The organism is Sphingobacterium sp. UBA6317, from assembly GCF_002440385.1.
Lineage (GTDB): Bacteria > Bacteroidota > Bacteroidia > Sphingobacteriales > Sphingobacteriaceae > Sphingobacterium > Sphingobacterium multivorum.
In genome coordinates this window covers 6,760-27,023 of sequence record NZ_DJTD01000026.1, presented here as the reverse complement: position 1 = coordinate 27,023, position 20,264 = coordinate 6,760, and the positions used below count along the sequence as shown (strand labels likewise).

At 38.2% G+C, this 20,264-nt stretch carries 22 protein-coding genes; 15 read left to right on the top strand and 7 right to left on the bottom strand.

The features are described 5' to 3' along the window. Positions 1 to 20: 20 nt before the first annotated feature. The 3 genes from B3E92_RS07715 to B3E92_RS07705 form a co-directional block, all read right to left on the bottom strand. Entirely contained in the window at positions 21 to 722 is a 702-nt protein-coding gene (locus B3E92_RS07715; protein WP_046674368.1) for a class I SAM-dependent methyltransferase, read from the bottom strand. Continuing rightward, on the bottom strand, positions 715 to 1,896 hold the full coding sequence (pncB, locus tag B3E92_RS07710) for a nicotinate phosphoribosyltransferase (protein WP_070567330.1): 1,182 nt from the start codon (positions 1,894 to 1,896) through the stop codon (positions 715 to 717). The genes B3E92_RS07715 and pncB overlap by 8 nt, the downstream gene beginning before the upstream one ends. Before the next feature lie 159 nt (positions 1,897 to 2,055). Then, positions 2,056 to 3,585, bottom strand: coding sequence for a DUF6600 domain-containing protein (locus B3E92_RS07705; protein ID WP_286896028.1), 1,530 nt, complete (start codon positions 3,583 to 3,585; stop codon positions 2,056 to 2,058). A gap of 254 nt (positions 3,586 to 3,839) precedes the next feature. Between B3E92_RS07705 and B3E92_RS07700 the strand changes: the two genes are divergently transcribed. From B3E92_RS07700 to B3E92_RS07675, 6 genes are all read left to right on the top strand, one after another. Further along, complete coding sequence (locus B3E92_RS07700) at positions 3,840 to 4,598, top strand: MlaE family ABC transporter permease (protein WP_046674222.1); 759 nt, start codon at positions 3,840 to 3,842, stop codon at positions 4,596 to 4,598. Positions 4,599 to 4,604: 6 nt separating this feature from the next. Continuing rightward, positions 4,605 to 5,378, top strand: coding sequence for an ABC transporter ATP-binding protein (locus B3E92_RS07695; protein WP_046674221.1), 774 nt, complete (start codon positions 4,605 to 4,607; stop codon positions 5,376 to 5,378). 5 nt (positions 5,379 to 5,383) lie between these two features. Next, positions 5,384 to 6,388 (top strand): MlaD family protein, encoded by a 1,005-nt coding sequence (locus B3E92_RS07690; protein WP_046674220.1) that lies wholly within the window; start codon positions 5,384 to 5,386, stop codon positions 6,386 to 6,388. Between the two features lie 139 nt (positions 6,389 to 6,527). Further along, a complete protein-coding gene (locus tag B3E92_RS07685; RefSeq protein WP_286769288.1) occupies positions 6,528 to 7,229 on the top strand; it encodes an RluA family pseudouridine synthase in 702 nt (233 codons plus the stop codon). A 27-nt stretch (positions 7,230 to 7,256) separates the two neighbouring features. Beyond that, entirely contained in the window at positions 7,257 to 7,520 is a 264-nt protein-coding gene (locus B3E92_RS07680) for a hypothetical protein (protein ID WP_286896026.1), read from the top strand. 109 nt (positions 7,521 to 7,629) lie between these two features. Then, positions 7,630 to 7,980, top strand: a complete 351-nt coding sequence (locus B3E92_RS07675) for a DUF983 domain-containing protein (RefSeq protein ID WP_312524548.1) — start codon at positions 7,630 to 7,632, stop codon at positions 7,978 to 7,980. 20 nt (positions 7,981 to 8,000) lie between these two features. On the opposite strand, the gene B3E92_RS07670 is transcribed toward B3E92_RS07675, so the two are convergent. Beyond that, on the bottom strand, positions 8,001 to 8,291 hold the full coding sequence (locus B3E92_RS07670) for a DUF4286 family protein (RefSeq protein WP_286752904.1): 291 nt from the start codon (positions 8,289 to 8,291) through the stop codon (positions 8,001 to 8,003). A gap of 462 nt (positions 8,292 to 8,753) precedes the next feature. On the opposite strand from B3E92_RS07670, the gene B3E92_RS07665 reads away from it, so the two are divergent. The 9 genes from B3E92_RS07665 to B3E92_RS07625 all read left to right on the top strand — a co-directional run bounded on the left by B3E92_RS07665 (position 8,754) and on the right by B3E92_RS07625 (position 17,404). Beyond that, positions 8,754 to 10,349 (top strand): alpha/beta hydrolase family protein, encoded by a 1,596-nt coding sequence (locus B3E92_RS07665; RefSeq protein ID WP_286896025.1) that lies wholly within the window; start codon positions 8,754 to 8,756, stop codon positions 10,347 to 10,349. Between the two features lie 13 nt (positions 10,350 to 10,362). Then, complete coding sequence (locus B3E92_RS07660) at positions 10,363 to 12,021, top strand: sensor histidine kinase (RefSeq protein WP_286752902.1); 1,659 nt, start codon at positions 10,363 to 10,365, stop codon at positions 12,019 to 12,021. A gap of 14 nt (positions 12,022 to 12,035) precedes the next feature. Continuing rightward, positions 12,036 to 12,734 carry a response regulator transcription factor gene (locus B3E92_RS07655; RefSeq protein WP_286752901.1) on the top strand — a complete coding sequence of 233 codons (699 nt, stop codon included), beginning with the start codon at positions 12,036 to 12,038 and terminating at the stop codon, positions 12,732 to 12,734. A gap of 143 nt (positions 12,735 to 12,877) precedes the next feature. Further along, positions 12,878 to 13,351: a transcription elongation factor GreA gene (gene greA, locus B3E92_RS07650; RefSeq protein ID WP_046674213.1), complete on the top strand. Its 474-nt coding sequence runs from the start codon at positions 12,878 to 12,880 to the stop codon at positions 13,349 to 13,351. Positions 13,352 to 13,589: 238 nt separating this feature from the next. After that, positions 13,590 to 14,006, top strand: coding sequence for an HIT family protein (locus B3E92_RS07645; RefSeq protein WP_046674212.1), 417 nt, complete (start codon positions 13,590 to 13,592; stop codon positions 14,004 to 14,006). A gap of 143 nt (positions 14,007 to 14,149) precedes the next feature. After that, on the top strand, positions 14,150 to 14,800 hold the full coding sequence (locus B3E92_RS07640) for a DedA family protein (protein ID WP_115047603.1): 651 nt from the start codon (positions 14,150 to 14,152) through the stop codon (positions 14,798 to 14,800). A gap of 8 nt (positions 14,801 to 14,808) precedes the next feature. Next, a complete protein-coding gene (locus B3E92_RS07635; RefSeq protein WP_115047605.1) occupies positions 14,809 to 15,351 on the top strand; it encodes an inorganic diphosphatase in 543 nt (180 codons plus the stop codon). A gap of 8 nt (positions 15,352 to 15,359) precedes the next feature. Continuing rightward, on the top strand, positions 15,360 to 16,673 hold the full coding sequence (locus B3E92_RS07630; RefSeq protein WP_286896022.1) for a hemolysin family protein: 1,314 nt from the start codon (positions 15,360 to 15,362) through the stop codon (positions 16,671 to 16,673). 17 nt (positions 16,674 to 16,690) lie between these two features. Beyond that, complete coding sequence (locus tag B3E92_RS07625) at positions 16,691 to 17,404, top strand: 16S rRNA (uracil(1498)-N(3))-methyltransferase (protein WP_286896021.1); 714 nt, start codon at positions 16,691 to 16,693, stop codon at positions 17,402 to 17,404. A gap of 82 nt (positions 17,405 to 17,486) precedes the next feature. Here B3E92_RS07625 and B3E92_RS07620 read toward each other — a convergent pair whose 3' ends face one another. The 3 genes from B3E92_RS07620 to B3E92_RS07610 all read right to left on the bottom strand — a co-directional run bounded on the left by B3E92_RS07620 (position 17,487) and on the right by B3E92_RS07610 (position 20,179). Beyond that, positions 17,487 to 17,864: a hypothetical protein gene (locus B3E92_RS07620; protein WP_286769285.1), complete on the bottom strand. Its 378-nt coding sequence runs from the start codon at positions 17,862 to 17,864 to the stop codon at positions 17,487 to 17,489. Between the two features lie 231 nt (positions 17,865 to 18,095). Further along, positions 18,096 to 19,490, bottom strand: a complete 1,395-nt coding sequence (locus B3E92_RS07615; RefSeq protein ID WP_286896019.1) for an ABC transporter permease — start codon at positions 19,488 to 19,490, stop codon at positions 18,096 to 18,098. Between the two features lie 47 nt (positions 19,491 to 19,537). Further along, positions 19,538 to 20,179 (bottom strand): ABC transporter ATP-binding protein, encoded by a 642-nt coding sequence (locus B3E92_RS07610; RefSeq protein WP_286896018.1) that lies wholly within the window; start codon positions 20,177 to 20,179, stop codon positions 19,538 to 19,540. Positions 20,180 to 20,264: the final 85 nt, after the last annotated feature.

Sequence of the window (20,264 nt, the reverse complement as noted above, 5' to 3'; positions counted from 1 at the left end):
ACTGCCTTTTTGAGACAGCCTCATTTTTTTAGTTCCATGCGGACGAGGTATTGATCATTCTCATCTTCATACAAAATTTGGACAACCCAGCCCATTTCGTGCGAAATTTTAATCAACAAATCCTGATCTAAGTAGAGCCATTTGAACAGGTTTCCTTTTTTGCCTTTGTATTCGTATTGATATTGAATTTCCCCAAAATAATGCGCTGGTTTTTTGATGTTATAATCTTTGTACAGATAACTGATGTCTGAAGAGTCAAAAATCAGTTGGCCATTTTCAGTCAATAATTCTTTGCTATGCTGTAATAGTTTTCGAAAGCCATCTACGTCGCCAGCAAGGCCTATTCCGTTCATCAAAAGCAAAAGTGTATCGTATTTTTGGCCTTCGAATTTATAGAAATCTTCGCAGATAATATGTTGTACCCCGCGTTGTTGCATAATATGGCAGGCGGTCTGCGAGAGTTCCAGTGCATCTACTTCAAAACCTTTTTCTTGTAGATAAAGGCTATGGCTGCCAACTCCAGCTCCAACATCCAGTACACGTCCATCACATAAGGATAGACCAATAAATTCCAGTTCAGGGAAATCATCAGGTTCACGAAAGAAAATCTCGACCGGCATTTCGTCTCGGTCGCCATAACTCGTGTGGAGTACTAAAGGAAATTTTTCTTCTTGATGTACGAAATAATCATCTAAAGCTTCACCGTATACGTCTCTATGCATTGTCATCATCAATCATTAGTACTTTTTTTGCTATATATATGGAGTCTTCATCTCCCGTATGTTTCATGGGTTCGTCAGATAGTTTGATGACCGGGGTCCATTGATCATCTTCTGGCAAAGCGTCGGTCATCTTAATGACGATATTCATGGGTTTAAGACCGACATCATTGGTGAAATTGGTGCCAACGCCAAAGGAATGTAAGATTTTTCCCTCACAGTAGCTCGCGATTCTTTCGACTTTCTCATAGTCCAGTCCATCCGAGAATATAATTGTTTTGGAGAGGGGATCGATTCCATTCTTCTTATAATGTGCGATGACCTTATCTGTAAATTCAAGTGGATCTCCACTGTCGTGTCGGACTCCATCAAATAATTTGGTTAATTTTTTGTCAAACTGCTGAAAGAAGACTTCCGTCGTATAGGTGTCCGATAGTGCTATTCCGAGGTCACCCCGGTAGACATCAGACCAATGTTCAAGGCCAAGGAGATTCGCCATTTTATATCCGTATTTGGCAGCGTGGAACATAAACCATTCATGGGCATGTGTGCCGATTGGTTTCGTTTCATATTTCATTGCTAAATGTACATTGCTGGTGCCTATAAATGTTTTTTCGCCGTATTGCTTCAGTGTGCGAACGACCAAATCGTGGACTTCATAAGAATGACGTCTGCGCGTGCCAAAATCAGCAATTGTGATATTGAGTTTTTTATATTTTTCGATTTTATCTTTGGCGGTGGCGATCACAGCTGCATCCGAGGCACGTTGTAGACCTTGGGATTCATAAAAAAGTTCACAGATAAGCGACATTAATGGGACTTCCCAAAGAATAGTACGGTACCAATACCCTTCGATAATGACTTCAAGGTCGGGGCCATCCTGAAATATTTTGATTTCCTCGGGATCGTAGCGATAACCTTGAAGAAAATCAAAATAGGTTGGGTCTATATAAGGACATGTCTTGGCAAAGAAAGCCTTTTCTGCTTTTGTTAACTTCAAATTAGCCATCTCATGGACGGCCTCCCTCAGGAGTACATCAAAACCATCGGGAAATTTATGATGTCCCCGATTAATAAAATGATAACGTGCCTTGGCCTTTGGAAACAACTTGACCACGGCATGCTGCATGGTGAATTTGTAAAAGTCATTATCTAATATAGAGGTAAATGAAGCCATCTTTATCGATCTGTTTTTTGTTTGAAGCGGTAAATTTACTAATTAACGTGAAAATGTATGGATTGTTCATGATAAATATAAAAAGACATGCATATAAAAGGCGGGTAAAATTTTTCATTTTACCCGCCAAATGTGAATTATTATTTTATTCGGCTGTCATTATCTTGTTCTAGATCTTTCTGATCCTTGTGAAGAACGTCCAGAACTGCGTTCGCCTGAGCTTTCTGAAGACCTTGATCGAGATACTGAGGATGAATTGTCTGTATTTGATCTACTTCTTGTGTTTTCGTAGCTCCGATTTTGAGTTGGTTGTGCTACAGGTTGCGACACAGGTTGGCTCGAACGAGTTCTGTTGCCATCATAATTTCCATTTCGTTGCGGCGTTGTCGTAGGTTGCGCAACTCTTGGCGGCACAGCCTGATCGGAACCGTTCGCACTAGACCGTGAGCGTGAATTATAATCTGTGTTTCTATTGTAGTCTGTACTTCTGCCGTTGGCTACACCATTATTGTCAACGGAGCGATTTTGCCTGTCCCTAGTGGTAGATGTAGGGTTGTTATTGTTTGAAGCATCCGACTGGCGACTTGATCGCGTTCTAAAATCATAGTTATTCGAATTAGGTTGTGTACCATTCGTATTTCTATTTATAGTACCATTGTCTCTGGTTCGAGTATTATTAATTGAACTACGGCTCGAACCACCGCTGTTGGCATCATTACGAGACCTTACAGAAGCATTTCCACTGTTGTCAATATATAACTCACGATTTCCTGATCTCGAGTCGATGTTATCTCTGTTGGTTATGACACGATTGGTTCGATCTGAAATCTCACTATTGTTATTTCGTGTTCGGGTAGAAGCATCTACGACATTCGTGGGGCGTGCAGAGGATCTTGTATTACGGTCTACATTCGGACGGTACATACTGATTTCATTACTGCGGTTGCTGCTACTGCGTACAGACCCAGGTCTATCGACACTTGCGATTCTATTCACTGTTACGCTTCTTCCTGTCGAACGTTCAATATCGGATCTTCGCGGACCGCCAACATAATAGTTGTTGTTAATTACCGTGGTATTGTTGATAATGGTGGTTCTGTTATAGATATTATTGCAATTTCTTCGATTAACATAATATCTATCCATGTCTCGCCGCATAAAGTGATTGACTCCCACAAATGTCCAAAAGTTCATTGGAATATTAACGGATACATTAATATTCATGCCTGGGCCCAGAGGAGCCCAACCGTAGTAGTCATTACTTTGACGCCAATTTACCCATGCTGGTCCCCATTCATAGTCAGGAACCCATCCCCAGCCATAACGGTCATTGTAGTTCCAGCGACCATAGTGGAAAGGGGCCCAACCCCAGTCATAATTGGATACCCAGGTATTTCCATAGTCAGTCATTGTCCAATAACCATTGGTTGCATAAGGCTGGAAGTTCGGACCAACGTCCGGGATCCAAACATAGCCATAATTGGGATCATTAACCCATTGTCCATAAGGTGAAAGCTGATCATAGAAAAGCTGGAACGAAACTCCATCATTGTTATAATTGTTATAACCAGTATTGTTATAACCATTATTATATCCACCCCGTTGGGCCATTGAAGTAGCGCAACTTGAACAAGAAGCGATACCGATAAAACCAAGTACCCAATATTTTATGTTGCCTAAATTTTTCATTTCTGTAATATTTAAAAGTGTGACAAACTCTATGCTATTGTCTTTGTTATTATGACAGCATAACGTATAAAATGGTTTAATCGGTACATTAGAAATCTGATTTTTTATATATAAAAGTCAAATTGATGATCTTTTTACATAAACGACAATTTTAGATACATATTTTTATTTACCTTTACCGCTCGAATTGCTACGTGTTTGTTCAGCATAAGACGTGTTTTAAAACACATTAATTTGAAATAGACATCATTTAAATGGCTAAAAAACTTCAGACTTTTTTTCTAGAATTTGCAAACATTCACCGTTTTTTGCTACGGTTTTGGCGTGAATTGGTAACTCCACCCTATGAATTTAAAGAGATTGTCCGTCAGTGCTATGAAATAGGCTATAAATCGTTGCCTTTGATCAGTTTAACGGGATTTATTGTTGGATTTGTTTTTACAAAACAGTCACGTCCTTCTTTGGAGGAATTTGGAGCGACTTCGATGTTACCTTCGCTTATTTCGATCGCTATTGTTCGTGCATTAGCACCATTGGTGACGGCTTTAATAGCTTCGGGTAAAGTGGGCTCGCAAATTGGGGCAGAACTAAGTTCGATGAATGTCACGGAGCAAATCGATGCGATGGAAGTTTCGGGGACTAATCCATATAAGTTTCTTATTGTAAGTAGAATATTAGCTACAACTATCGGAATTCCAGTTCTGTGTTTTTATGTGGCAGGTATAGGCCTTTTAGGTGGTTACCTAAGTATGATGAGTAAAGATGACTTAAGTTTTTTGAGTTTTTTTACGCAAGTATTTGAAACGATAGCATTTAAGGATTTAGGCGCTATGGTGTTGCGGGCAGTTATATTTGGTTTTACCATTGGAGCTGTAAGTTGTTATTGTGGTTATTTTTCTTCAAAGGGAACTGAAGGTGTTGGTAAGGCAGCGAATGCGGCCGTTGTAGCTTCGATGTTCCTTGTCTTTATTGAGGAAATAATTATTGTTCAAGTTTTATCGTTCTTTGGATAGTGAGCTATGGAAAAGATTAAGTCAACCATCGACCATTCGAAGCCGGTCATTGAAATTAGGGATGTTAGTAAATCTTTCGGTGATAATCACGTCCTACGTGGTGTCAATCTGGATTTATATAAAGAAGAAAATCTCGTTGTGCTTGGGCGTTCTGGAACAGGGAAATCCGTATTGATCAAATTGATTTCGGGCTTATTAAGACCGGATGAGGGGACGATCAATGTTTTGGGAGAGTCAGTTCTTGAATTAAATGATCGTGAATTGCGTGAATTACGTTTGAAAATAGGGTTTTCTTTTCAGAATAGCGCACTTTATGACAGTATGACTGTGCGCGAAAATTTGGAATTTCCATTGGTTCGAAATAAACGCAACTTAACACGTTCGGAGATCAATCAAGCTGTAGAAGAGGTGTTGGATGGTGTAGGGCTTTCGCAAGCGATCAATCAGATGCCTTCAGAGTTGTCTGGTGGACAGCGGAAGAGAATTGGTATTGCGCGTACCCTGATTCTTAGACCTGAAATCATGATGTACGATGAGCCAACAGCAGGGCTCGATCCGATTACTTGTTTGGAGATTAATGGATTGATTAACGAGGTTCAGGAGAGGTATAAAACAGCATCAATTATTATCACGCACGATTTGGCTTGTGCGAAAGAAGTGGGAGACCGGATTGTGATGTTGTTGGATGGTAAGTTTGAAAGACAGGGGTCTTTTGAAGAAATTTTTGATACAGATGACGCACGAGTAAGAGCGTTTTATAATTATAATTTTATTCTATAATATACATGAGTAAGGCAGAAAATAAAAGAGCAATCATTGTCGGTATTTTTGTTTTTTTAGGCGTATTGATTCTTTTAGCGGGTATTTTTATTTTGGGTAGCCAGCAAAAGAAATTTACTAGAAATATTGAAATTACGACTTCATTTCCCGATGTCGCTGGATTGAAGGTGGGGAGTAATGTCTGGTTTTCTGGGGTTAAGGTCGGGATCATTAAGAATATACATTTTAAAAGCGTGCAGGATGTTGAGGTGGTATTGACCATTGAGGAGAAATCTGCTGAGTATATTCGTAAAGATGCCGTAACAAAATTGGGCTCGGATGGTTTGATCGGTAACAAGATCGTAGTGATTTCTGGAGGGTCGCAAAACGCGCCCACTGTGGAGACAGGTGATTTCTTGCGTTCGGCGAAGACTGCGGACATGGAAGCGATGATGGAAACATTGCAGGTAAATAATGAAAACTTAGCAAAGATTACCACTGACTTTGTAGAAATATCACGTGGATTGGCGGATGGAAAAGGAATGGTTGGCGCGATGTTGACCGATACGTCCATGGTAAATACATTGCGTGCGACGTTATTATCGATCAGTGCTGCAATGAATAATGCAAACAAAGCTTCTGCTAATTTGGTCACCTTGACAAACTCTTTAAATAGCAATAAGGGCTTGATTCATGATTTAACGACCGATACCGCTATATTCTCTAATCTGCGTCAGTCTGCAGCGCAGTTGCAAGGAGTTTCCCAGACAGCAAATGCATTGATAAACAATTTGAATAATGCATCTGGCCGCTTGAATGATAAAGATAATGCGGTGGGCGTTTTGTTGAATGATCCAGCATCAGCAAATCAGATTAAATCGGCAATCAATAACTTGAATTCGAGTACCGCGAAATTGGATGAAAATATGGAAGCGTTGCAACATAATTTCTTATTACGTGGTTTCTTTAAAAAGAAGATGAAAGAGGATGCTAAAAAAGCTGAGTTGCTTAAAGCGGACACGACGAAATAAGTGGATTAAAAAGAACATAATGAAAGGCTGTACGCTTGCGTAGAGCCTTTTTTAATAAATAATAGCGTCAATATGGGCTCCAATTCAACAGACATTTAGCTCTGTATAGCATTTGGATACCCCCTTTTAATTTGAAAAAATGAATCATACTGAAATTACAGATAAAGACGTCATCTACGAAGACAATCATCTCATCGCTATAAATAAGAAAGCCGGGGATATTGTGCAGGTGGATGAAACAGGAGACCTATCTTTAGAGGATATGGTGAAAGTATATTTGAAAAAGAAATATGATAAGCCAAATGATGCCTTTGTTGGTGTTATTCATCGATTAGATAGACCTGTTAGTGGTATGATTTTGTTCGCCAAAACAAGCAAGGCGCTAGAGCGAATGAATAAATTTTTTCAGGATAGACATGTGAAAAAGACCTATTTGGCAATCGTCAGACAACGTCCGCGAAAAACGGAGGGGAAACTGATCAATTGGTTGGTTAGAAATAGACAAACGCGCGTAACAAAGGCTTTTCCACGGGAGGTGAAAGGTGGAAGTTATGCTGAGTTGGATTATACCTTGGTGGGTGAGTTGAATGGATTCTATTTGCTGCGAATAGAACCTTTAACAGGTCGTACACATCAAATTCGTGCGCAACTTGCAGCGATGGGCTGTCCTATTGTTGGCGATAATAAGTATGGATACCCAAGAGGTAGTTCTTTGGGCAGTATCTGTTTACATTCGCGTTCATTGGTCTTTACACATCCAATTAAAAAGGATAAGATGGAAGTGATAGCTTCACTGCCTAAAGATGGCTTTTGGGATAAATTTGAATCTTTGGCACGCTAATCACTAAAATTTCAGTACCTTTGTGTTATGAAATGGTTTAAATATTTACTCCTAATATTTACCTTAAGCTGCTCGGCTGTATCTGTTTCTTACGGACAGTGTGCGATGTGTACATTGAACGCTGAGAATTCTACGAAGGAAGGGAATATGCAAGGAAGAGGTCTGAATGACGGTATCTTGTTTCTGTTGGTAATACCTTATCTTGCCGCGGCAGGCCTTGGTTATTTATGGTATAAGAAGTACCGTAAGAAGAGTACTGTAACAAAGAAATTTATAAACGAAATAAAATAGATTCTTAATGCCCACATCCAAATTCCATGCAATGATACACTCCAAATGCCCAAAGTGTCATATTGGTAATGTATTTGTAGGAAAGGTCTACAGTTTACACAAGCAGCATATGAATGATACTTGCCCATATTGTGGCGTCAAGTATGAGGTTGAGCCAGGTTACTTCTACGCTGCGATGTATGTGAGTTATGCTTTGTCTGTCGCTGAGATTGTTACTGTATCTGTTGCTATCGCAATTTTGACTGGAAGCGAGTCTCCGTGGCTTTATCTGATTGGTCTAGCTGTAACCATTTTGGTCTTTGCTCCTTTTAATTTCAGATATGCCCGTTTGATTTTACTTCATTTTTTAACGCCAAAAATCAGTTATGATCCACGTTATGAATTGGCAGCAGAGATAGGTGAAACGTATAATAAGAACCTTACCAAAGATAGTAACGGTATTAATGATCTAAAAAAATAAAAGAGCGCTAAAGGGCTCTTTTATTTTTTTAGATACTTCATGGTACTGTCAAAAAGGAAAACCTTGTCTTTATATACTTCTGAAATGAGTTGTTGTAATGGAATGAGATGCACTTGCTGAAAATCTGCTACAAGCTCTTCTGTAGGAAGTATGACTTGGATGCAATAGGTCATACCTTCATGCGGCGACTGGAGCATTTCCAGAAAATGCACTTGAAATTTTTGGGATTGCACGATATTATCCTGAATCCATGAAACGACCTCTTGATGGATTGTTTCTTCTGCGATAACGGAGACGTTGTATAAAAACATACACAAAAATACGCTATTTTTCTGCTATAAAAAAGAATCTAAAGAGCAGAAGGGAGATAAGTTTGAATATTACATTTAATTACTATATCTTGTAAAAATAAGGTTGCATTTAATGCAATTTCGTATTTAATTGCAATATTTGGAATAAATGATAAGGATGTAACTGGGATTATGAGGATGAAATTTTGGATAGGTTTGTTTTTTTCTGCCATGATCATGTTGGGGTGTCAACGACATAGCGTTGATCGTATTCCAATAAATCAATTTTTTTCTACACCTGAAAAATCAAATTTTAAGATTTCCCCAAATGGTCGATTTATAGCTTACATTGGCCTAGACAATCATTGCAAAAATATCTATTTAATAGATTTGGTTCATCAGGATAGTTCCAAGCAGCTTACGTATCAAAATGATATTAATGTAAAATCTTTTGCTTGGAATAATGATTCAAAAATTTCGTTTTTGACAGAGCAATCCACACAGGATAGTTTACGTTTATATGCTGTGGATATCAATACAGAGAAAATTTGGCCATTAATTAAACCGGTTCGGGGACGATTTCGGTGGGTTCATGCCCTGGTGACCGGAAGCGATAGTTTTATTGCGGGAATCAACGATCGTGATTCTTCATTTTTTGACCTTTACCGCATCTATTTAGATGGGAGACCACGGGAATTGGTTTTACAGAATCCGGGAAATATGAGTTCTTGGGTTGTGTCCAATGATGGGCAGGTAAGATTGGCGGTAGCCAATGATTCCGTACAGCAGTCTGTGCTCTATCGGAGTTCCGAGAAAGAACCTTTTAAAGAGATTATACGCTGTGATGTGGAAAGCAGTTTTACACCTTTGGGTTATCAAGATAGTTCTGATGCGATCATTTATGCCTTATCCAATATAGACCGGGATAAACTGGCATTGGTTAGCTATGATTTGGCAAACCAGAAGGAGTTAGGGGAACTTTACAGCCATAAAGATGTTGATGTGAGTCCTGGAGGGTATTTTACGGAACAAAATAAGCTATTGTTCGTAAATTACAGTACCTCTAGACAAAATAGGCATTTTTTTGATGAAGCTACCAAAAAGAAATATGATCAGTTGTCCAAACAGATCGATGGATTTGAATTTCAGGTGCTAAATACCGACATTTCGGGTGACAAAGTAATTATCAAAACCTATACGGACGTAAATCCAGGGGGTATTTATTTTTATGACTTTTCGACGCAAAAATTAACAAAGCTAACAGATAATAATTCCGATCTAAAAGACAAAGAGCTATCGCCCAATGAGTATATCACCTATACAGCACGCGATGGTATTCAGATTTCAGGCTATCTGACTTACCCTATACATTCCAATCGCAAAGATCTTCCAATGGTTGTATTGCCTCATGATGGGCCAAATGGGCGGGAAGTATGGGGATTTGACAATGAGGCCCAATTCTTGGCAAATCGGGGATATTTAGTTTTTCAGATGAACTATAGAGGTTCAACAGGTTTTGGCAAGAAGTTTTGGACGGCGGGATTTAAAGAATGGGGCGGGAAGATTCAGGATGATATTACCGATGGGGTGAAATGGCTGATTAAAGAAGGAATTGCTGATCGGGAGCGTGTCGCTATTGTAGGGAAAGGTTTTGGGGGCTATTCTGCGCTACATGCAGCCTGTTTTAATTCTGATCTATATAAGTGCGCCGTGTCTTATTCCGGTTATACCAATCTATTCACTTACTTTAGGGATATTCCGCCATACTTTAAATCTTATGTGCAGAAAATGTATCAAATCGTTGGAAATCCGATTCGGGAGGCAGAACTATTCAAAAATATTTCACCTGTATTTCATTCGGATAAAGTAAAGATACCGGTGTTATTAGTCCAAGGGGGGAAAGATCGATTTAGTTCGGTTCCGGACGCAAATCAATTTGTGCAGAAATTAAAGAATAATAATGTTCCTGTGCAATACATCCTGAAAGAGGATGAAGATAGAACTTTTAAACGGGATGAGAATGTCTTTGGTTACTATAATGAGCTGGAGCGATTTTTGGCGAAATATCTTGTAGACTAAAGGCGGGGAGACTATGAAAGCAGAGAAATATAGCTATCGAAAAAACTACGGCCTATTGTTGATGTTTTTCATCGTGATTAGTGGTCTGTACATTTTTGCCCTTTTTCTTTCCCGTAATTATACAGAATCGCATATAAAAAATGAATTCACTAACCGGAAATCAGAAATATTTGATCAAACCTTAATCCCTTTCAACGATTTTTTTCAAAATAGAATTCCTGAAGTTTCTTTTTATCAGGGCTTTTTGGATTCAGTGCAGGCGGGGAAATATGCGTATAGTATATTAAGTTCATATCCTTTTGTTCGGGAAATCGGTTTTTTTGATTTGCAATTTAATAATGATCATAACTTGAACTATGGTTTTATTGTTAATAATCTTAGAATTCAACCGAAGACCATAACCATTTTTACCGTTTCCCGATCCGGGCTGAATAAGAATACGATTCGAGACCGTGGGCAGATGGGCCTGCATTCTGAGGAAATTAATAATATTGGCGTCAAGCTGGCAACTTATATCGATAAATTGCAACCGAATGCCAAGCTTTCTGATAAGGATATTCTGAAGGTTTTTTATACGATAAGACCCGGACAGATTACCTACTTGAATATTCCGAGGGTCAATGACTTAATTGTCTATAAGTCCATCATGGAAGGTAATTTGGATCATACTGTGGGATATGAACAGGACATGTTCAATTTTCAGATCGATCCAATGTATCTGGAAGTAAAAAATAGCTATTCAAATCTTTATGAGAAAGTAGAAATAGTTCCGTTGGTGGGTGCCCCGATCACGCCAGAAAATGACGAGATTTCTACTGAGATGCCTTTACCAGGAGCCTTAGCTGACTATAAACTTCTTTTTAGATCGAGTAAGAGTTTTCTATCAAAAGAGATAAACCGCAGTTTTTGGCCGGTATTGGGCGGTGTATCCCTGATTTATATTATTTTAATTGCAATACTATATTTAATTTATAGAAATTTAGAAATTAACGGAAGACTTTTTAAATTGCAGTACGATTTCATCAATAATCTTACGCATGAGTTTAAGACGCCTGTGAGCGTTATAAAAATTGCTGGAAATAATATTAAGAGTGCGCAGGTACTCTCTGATGAAGAACGGAAAATGTATGGAAATATATTGGATCAGGAGGCAGACCGATTAAATAACCTGATGAATAAGCTATTGTCGTTTAGTCAGATAGAAAATAAAACCATAAAATTAAATAAAGAAGAAGTTGATTTGGAGGAATTTACCGAAAATCTAGTAGCTTCGTCAAGAATAAAATACTCGGATTTCAAGATTAGCACAAAAATTGATGTAAGGACATCAATGCTTGCAGATCCGGTACTATTGAGTAGCGTGTTTCAAAATATGATTGATAATGCCTATAAATATTCGAAAGCGGGGCATAAAATCTTGGATATTGCGATACAACAAAACAAGAAGAATTTTGTTATCACTTTTAAAGATGAAGGAATAGGGATTGAGAAGGCTGAGTTTAACAACATCTTCAAAAAGTTTTATAGAATAAAAAGTCAATATAATCAGCAAGGAAGTATCGGTTTGGGATTGGCTTTCTGTAAGGAGATTACTGAATTTATAGGCGGTGATATTACAGTAAAAAGTCAGTTGGGACAAGGGACCACCTTTACCTTGGTATTTCCGGTTTAAAAATAAATTTAAATATGAATAAAGACATCACAGTTGCTGTTATTGAAGATGATGAGAACCTACGTTTCTTGGTAAAACATCGATTGGAATCCGAAGGCTATCAGGTCATTCAAAGCGGAAATGGGAATGAAGCGGAGGGTTTGATTTTGGAAAAGAGGCCCGATGTGGTTTTGCTGGATTGGATGCTTCCAGGAAAAGAGGGCAACGAGATCTGTGAAGATGTCCGTAAAGCCGGCTTTGAGAATATCATTATCATGATGACAGCTAAATCTCAAGATGTAGACAAAATTGAAGCCTATAGCTTTGGTGTGACTGATTACATCAGCAAGCCGTTCAATATGGATGTGCTTATTGCTATGATCGATAATAAGGTGAAATTTTTCTTGCCTAAAAACAGTCCCGAAGTTTATAAATTTGGTCAGACGGAACATCATCCCAACATCCATTCCTTAATACGTGACGGAAGAAAAGTTGAGTTGACTATCTTGGAGAACCGAATTTTACTTCATTTTCTTCAAAACTTAGGTCGAGAGATTACGCGCGAAGAGTTAATGGAAGTTGTCTGGGGATATAGCTCAAACGTCAACACACGGACCTTGGATATGCATGTGGTTCGTTTAAGAAAAAAGATAGAAACAAACCCTGATAAGCCGCATTATCTACAGACCGTAAGGGGGCTGGGATATAAATTTGTTGATGAGGAAGAGATTTAATTATATTTAACAGGTAAGAATTTGTTTTGTTGAAAACAATTATTATCTTCGTATAGATTCGAAGCAAGACCATGTTTCCCGACGAGGGTAATATGGTCTTGTTTCTTTTTTAAAATGTAGAAAATAAGAAAAAAGATAAAATTATGGCAGAAGTAACTTATTTTACGGAAGAAGGATTGCGTAAGCTTAAAGAAGAATTGGCTTATCTGAAGACGGAAGGAAGATCTAAAATTGCCAATGCTATTGCAGAGGCAAGAGACAAAGGGGATTTGTCAGAAAATGCAGAATATGATGCTGCTAAAGAAGCTCAGGGGCTTCATGAGGCTAAAATTGCCAATTTGGAGAACACACTTGCGACAGCCCGTTTAATTGATGAGTCCAAATTGGATACATCTAAAGTTTTGGCGTTATCGATTGTTAAGATCAAGAACAAGAAGAATGGTGCTGAAATGACTTATCAATTGGTTGCGGAGTCAGAAGCGGATTTGAAGTCTGGTAAGATCTCTGTTAAGTCTCCTATTGCCCAAGGTTTATTGGGTAAATCAAAAGGTGATACAGCTGTTATTGAAGTGCCAGCAGGGAAAATTGAATTCGAAATCGTAGAGATTTCAAGATAATATATGTCGGTTATGTGCGGTATGCCATAACCGCACATCCACAAATTAACTTTATATTAAGAAGGTCGTGATATAGTAATCGCGACCTTTTTTGTTTATATTTGTTGACAGTAGAAAAACAGGGTGTGATAAAATCTACAGTTAAATTTTTAATTGTTAACATACCGAAGGCTTTGCATTTTAAAGTCTGTTGTTTGCTAATCACTGTTTAAAAGATTTATTCCAAGATTAGAATAATATGTCGACAATTTTTTCAAAAATCGTTGCTGGGGAGATTCCAGCTTACAAAGTTGCAGAAAGTAATGATTTTCTGGCTTTTTTGGATATCAGCCCATTGGCTAAGGGACACGTTCTGGTGATCCCTAAGAAAGAAACAGATTATATTTTTGATATAGCGGATGATGAATATATGGCACTTTGGGTATTTGCTAAAATTGTTGCTCAAGGTATTAAAAAAGTGATTCCTTGTGTAAAAGTCGGTGTAGCAGTAGTTGGCTTGGAGGTAGCTCATGCACATATACATCTGGTACCTATTAATAAAATTAGTGATTTAAATTTTGCTGGACCTAAATTGAGCTTGTCTAACGACGAACTTCATGAAATTGCGACTACTATTCGCGAGTCTATTGTCGGTATAACTGCTCAAAATCAATAACTAGAAAAGATTATATTACACTTGATTTACGTTCGTTTTTTAGAAGAATGCTATATTTGTACTTTGCTGTTTAAAATTTGTACAAGGAGAAGCGTAGGATTTGTTCTAAAAAAGGAACGCAACATTGATTTTTACTAAAGGTTATGCATGAACTTTTGTTGTCATTTCAACAATTATTAAATCCAGAAGAGTTATTGAGCTCTGGTGGATTTTATCTGGTTATCTTAATTGTATTTGCTGAGACAGGTCTATTTTTTGGATTTTTTCTACCTGGTGATTATTTATTATTTCTTGCAGGATTATTTTGTGCACTAAATAAAATTGACGTTAATATATACACGCTTTGTTTAGGCTTGTTTGTTGCGGGAGTATTAGGGAATTTTACAGGGTATTGGTTTGGTTATCGAGCCGGACCAATGTTATTTAAGCGAAAAGATAGCTTCATCTTTAAGCGAAAGTATGTGGTCATGGCGGAAGAGTTTTACCATAAATATGGTGGAACAGCTTTAATTATAGGAAGATTTGTTCCAATAGTTCGTACTTTTGCACCTATCTTTGCCGGTGTTGTAAAATTAGATTTTAAGAAATTCGTTCTGTACAATGTTGCAGGGGCTGCTATTTGGGTACTTGTGTTGACCCTTTCTGGATATTTCCTCGGTATAGAGTTCCCTTGGATTTTACATTATGTAGAATATGTTGTCGTTGGTATGATTGTGATCGCATTTTTGCCGATTGCAATAACGTTATTAAAAAAGCGTATTAAAGATAAAAGAAACAAACAAAATATACAGTAAATTAAAAAATGAGTAAACAAAACCCTTGGCACATGGTTTCTCCAGGTGAGAATGTTCCAAATGCCGTAAATGCTATCATTGAGATTACAAACGGATCCAAAGGAAAGTATGAATTAGACAAAGAAACTGGTTTGTTGCTTTTGGACAGAGTAATGAGTTCATCTGTCGTTTATCCTGCTAATTATGGTTTTATACCACAAACTTATTGCGATGACAAAGATCCTTTGGATATTTTGGTTATTTGCTCAGTGGATATTTTACCTTTGACATTGGTTGAAGCACAGGTTATTGGTGTGATGAATATGGTTGATGGTGGAGAACAAGATGATAAGATTATTGCGGTCGCCAAAAATGATCCTGTTTTTAATTACATTAAAGATATTGATCAATTGCCTCCGCATACGATGAAGGAGATTGTACAATTCTTTGAGAGTTATAAAGCACTCGAAAAGAAACATGTCATTGTTGAGGGTGTAAAGGGACGTGAAGAAGCGCAAAGAATCTTGATCGAGGCTATCGAGTTGTACAAAAAAGAATTTGTTAACAAATAACCCCAAGCATGGCGCTCGATATATTTTGGACATTGTTTTTAGTATTGGCTAACGGCTTTTTTGTCGCGGCAGAGTTTGCTATTGTCAAGGTCCGAGTCTCCCAAATTGAAGTTCAGGCAAAAACAGGTAGCAAAGTTGCTACAATAGCCAAAAGTATAACGGAGCATTTGGATGGTTATTTGGCCGCTACACAATTGGGTATTACACTTTCTTCACTCGCCTTAGGCTGGGTAGGAGAGGCTGTAATGACCCAAATTGTGCAGGGGGTTCTCGGTTTTTTCGGTGTTGAATTGACAGGTACAATCGCGACGAATGCAGGACATATATTGGCTTTTACAATTATTACTGTGTTACACATTGTATTTGGAGAGCTCGCTCCTAAATCAATTGCGATTCAAAAACCCGTAGCAACAACCATGAAAATTGCGGTTCCACTGCAATTTTTCTACTTTATCTTTAGACCATTTATTTGGATTTTAAATGGTTTCGCTAATTTTCTATTGAAAATTTTGGGATTTGAAGTCACTAAAGGTGAATCTGCGCACTCTTCTGAGGAATTACAGTACCTGTTGGATAAAGGTAAGGAGTCTGGTGCTTTGGATATTTCCGAGCACGAATTGATTAAAAATGTATTTGATTTTAACGAACGTATCGTTAAGAATATCATGGTACCCCGTACCAAAATTGTCGCTGTTGAAGTTAGCGCTGATGCCTCTGAGCTAATTGAAACAATGACTGAAGAGGGCTATTCCCGTCTTCCGATTTATGAAGATAACATTGATCAAATCGTTGGTATTGTACATACAAAGGATATTCTTCCCCTCTTAGCTAAAGGAAAGGAAGTTGTCATGAAAAATATCATGCGCAAGCCTTATTTCATTCCTGAAACGAAGAAGATTAATGATCTCATGGCTGAATTTCAGCAAAAGCGTCTACAGTTGGCGATTGTACTGGATGAATTTGGTGGGACAGCAGGTATGGTTACCCTGGAGGATATTGTTGAGGAGCTGGTCGGTGAGATTCAGGACGAATATGATGAGGAAACTCCAGTTGTTGAACGAATTTCTGAAACGGAGTATATGATCGATGCGGGAGCTAGTATTCACGATGTGAATGAGTTTCTCCCTATAGAATTGCCAGAGAGTCAAGATTACGATACCATGTCGGGTTTGGTGAGTGAGATTTTTGATAAAATTCCCGAAGTAGGCGAGCGGAAAGAAGAATATGGCTACGTATTCACTATTATCCGGAAAGCCCAACAGAATATTGAGTTTGTCAAATTGGAATTGGTCGAATCGGCCGATGATGATACAGAAGAATAACCTAATAACGCTGATAAATGCAGTTATTTTTTACACCGGATTTAAATCCTTCGTTAGAAAATTTTATCCTTAGTGAGGAAGAAAGTAAACATGCTATTCGCGTGCTTCGTATGAATACTGGCGATCATTTACATCTCATCGATGGTCGTGGTGGTTTATACGAAGCTCAAATTATTGACCCTCATCCCAAACGTACCGTTCTTACTATTTTAAATGTCAAGGAAGACTTTCAGCAGCCGAGGTATCATCTACATATCGCTGTTGCTCCAACGAAGAATATTGATCGTATAGAATGGTTTTTAGAGAAGGCAACTGAGGTTGGCATTCAGGAAATAACTCCAGTTATCTGTGAGCATTCTGAGCGAAAAGAGGTAAAATTAGATCGTCTGAACAAGGTGGTTGTTGCAGCCATGAAACAATCATTGAAAGCCTATCTTCCCAAACTTAATCCAGCTGTATCGTTAAAACAATTTTTGAGAGATATTCCAACAGAAGGTGTTCAAAAAGCAATTGCACATTGTGTTGATGCTGAAAAAAAGTATTTAAACCAGGTTTTGGAGCCTTCGCAACATTATATTATCCTCATTGGTCCAGAAGGAGATTTCTCTGAGGAGGAAATTGATTTGGCACTACAAATGGGATTTCATCCAATTTCTTTGGGAGAAGCGCGCTTAAGGACCGAAACGGCCGCTTTAGCCGCATGTATGGAAGCATCGCTGCTGAATAGATAAAATAAGCCGCTGCGTTGGTTTGGCAAATTGGCTCTGAAGAATAATTTGCAAAGCCAATTTGATCGTTCAAATGGACGCTAGTTTATTTTATTGGTTCCGCATCTACAATCTGGATCTCAGCATTTCCCTTAAGTGGATCTTTGGTAAAGATCATCTTCCCTTTTAATTTAATTGGATCTTCGGAAAATTTTATCGCGCTACCTTTTAATGTTACTTCAACCATGGGTGGAATTCCATTCGATCCACAGAATTGGCACTGCATCACGGGTAATACAGACATCATAAAGTTTTTATGGTTACGACCACTATGAAGAGGAACCATGTAGCCCGGTAATTCAACTATTTTATTTTCTAGGGCTTTAAGTTCTTTTGGATAGAATGGAGTATATACTTTCTTTGCCCCATTATAAGTTACTTTATAAGCCATCTTATCAATCGCTTCCCATGTTTTGTTCATCATAGGCGTATGGTCCGGAACATCCGGATTACTGCCTATTTGAGCCTGTGATTGTATTGTACAAAATATTATAAATAGTAATACTGTCAGCGTTTTTTTCATGTGTTATGCTATTGTTATGTATCGAGTGTTATGTATCGAGAAGCTGTTCGAATGTATTTTCCGTTTTCCTGCCTAAAGGATAAGCTGCTCTTCTTATTGCGATCTTTTGTCGTTGTGTAATCTTAGTTAAACTTATTTATTTGATAGTGTTCCAGAAATACTTGTCCTGTAGGCCTTGATCGCCGGAATAAGTGCTGCGAAGATACCTATTAGACAAGCAACAAACAAGAAAACGAGTTCTTTCGGATGAAGTGTAAAGGCCTCTATAAAATCGGCGCTTTGACTTGTCTGATTACTGATATAGTAAAGCGCTAGATGTGCCATTATAAGCCCAATTAACCCACCAAGAATCGTAATGATTAGTCCTTCAAGAAGCACAATGGCAAAGAGTTTTCCTTTGGAGGCTCCAAGCGTACGCATGATGGCAAGGTCGTATTTACGTTGCTTTAATGCGTTATATAAATTAATAAAGACGCTTAAACCTGCAATAAACATAATTACATAAGCGAGTATCGATAAAGAATCTATCCCTACGCCTAATAACGAGAATAGACGAGTGCTTTCCATGGCGGGAGATGCGGTCTGCATGTCTGTTTGCTGATCAATCAATTTTGGCAAAATTCCGATCGCTGCAGGGGATTGATATTTTAGTAGAATGGCGGTTATTTCCAGTCCATTCTGCTTTACCATGTCGGCACCTATTGACTTCACAAACATGCCTTCCTCTGCGTGCTCATGATGGTCTTCCTGCTCCTGATGTCCTTTTTCGCTCGTTTTGGCTGGAGCAGATGAATTTTCTGCTATATCTTCACCATGATGGTGTAGATGTGCTTTGAGGGTTTCCTCCCGGTCTTCTTGGCGTTCGCGTAATTCTTTCTCTACTGCAGATTCTTGATGCTCATGTTTATGTGCAATGCCATGTACATCCCAAACACTTTCTAAGTTGGTCAGTATTAAGTTATCGGTAACGTTATTGTTATGTTTTAGAATACCAACAATGGTAAACGGATGTTCGTCATGATGATGTCCATCTTTGCTCAAGCCATGTGAACTATGGATCTGATCGCCAATTTTGAGCTGTTGTTTTTTTGCAACTTGATCACCAATGACTACTTCAAAGTTATTTTGCCAGATACGGCCTTCAGTTATTGCTGTTTCATAAATCGCTAAGAAAAATGAATCTGTTCCAACAATGCGATGGCCTTTGAAATTGTCACCTAAAGATAGGGGCACTGCAAGCTGAACAAGGGGATTTTGGCGTAATGGTTCCAGTTCGTCCAGTGGGATATTGCCGGTTGGATTGTCAATATGATAAATACTTGATAAGATCAATTGAAGGGGGCTTCCCTTGGCTCCAACAACTAAATCAATATTTTTACTGTTATTGTCAAGCTGCTTTTCAAAAGTTTCGCCGGTAATTGAAAGCACGGCAAGGATGGAAATTCCAAACGCCGTTAACAGAATGCTTAGAAAGACCGAGCCAAACTGCCTACTTAAATTTTTCCAAACCAATTGTATCGTGTTCATAACAAATTCTAAAAACTAAGGGTGACGCGTAAATTAAAGTAAAACAATTATTTTAAAAGGTACATTTTGGAGAACTGATCTTTTATTCTCTTGTCGTGTGTTGTTATCAATAAAGTCGATCCTGCAGTGTCAGCTATCGATAATAACAGTTCTAATACCCTGTAGGTATTGTTGTCGTCTAGAGCGGCAGTTGGCTCGTCAGCAATAAGTAGAGCTGGTTTATTGATGATGCTGCGTGCAATAGCAGCACGTTGTAATTGGCCGCGACTCAATTCGTTCGGGTAGGCATCACTTTTTTGATCTAATTGCAGTTGCGTCAATATGAAATGTATTGCATTAAGGTCTATTCTTTTCCCTGCTAAAGACTGTGCCAACTTGATGTTTTCCAAAAGTGTTAAATTCCTTAGGAGGTGGGCTTCTTGGAATATAAATCCGATATATTGCGCACGAAACTGATCCAATTTGCTGTCTGATAATAAGGATAGGTCTTGGTTATTTATTTTGACCAGACCTGTCTCTGGTCGTGACAAACCTCCTAATATATTAAGTAACGTTGTTTTTCCAGAACCCGAATCCCCTAATAACAGCGTATGCTGACCTTTCTCGATGTGAATATCTGGAAATTCAATTGGCCTTGAATTAGGATACTGAAATGATAACTGTGTAGTCGATACGATTGGAGTGCTCATGAGGATCAAAAATTGAAAATATATTCAAACTTAGATAAATTGCTTTTTATATGCAATATAATTGCAATTATATTGCATATAAAAA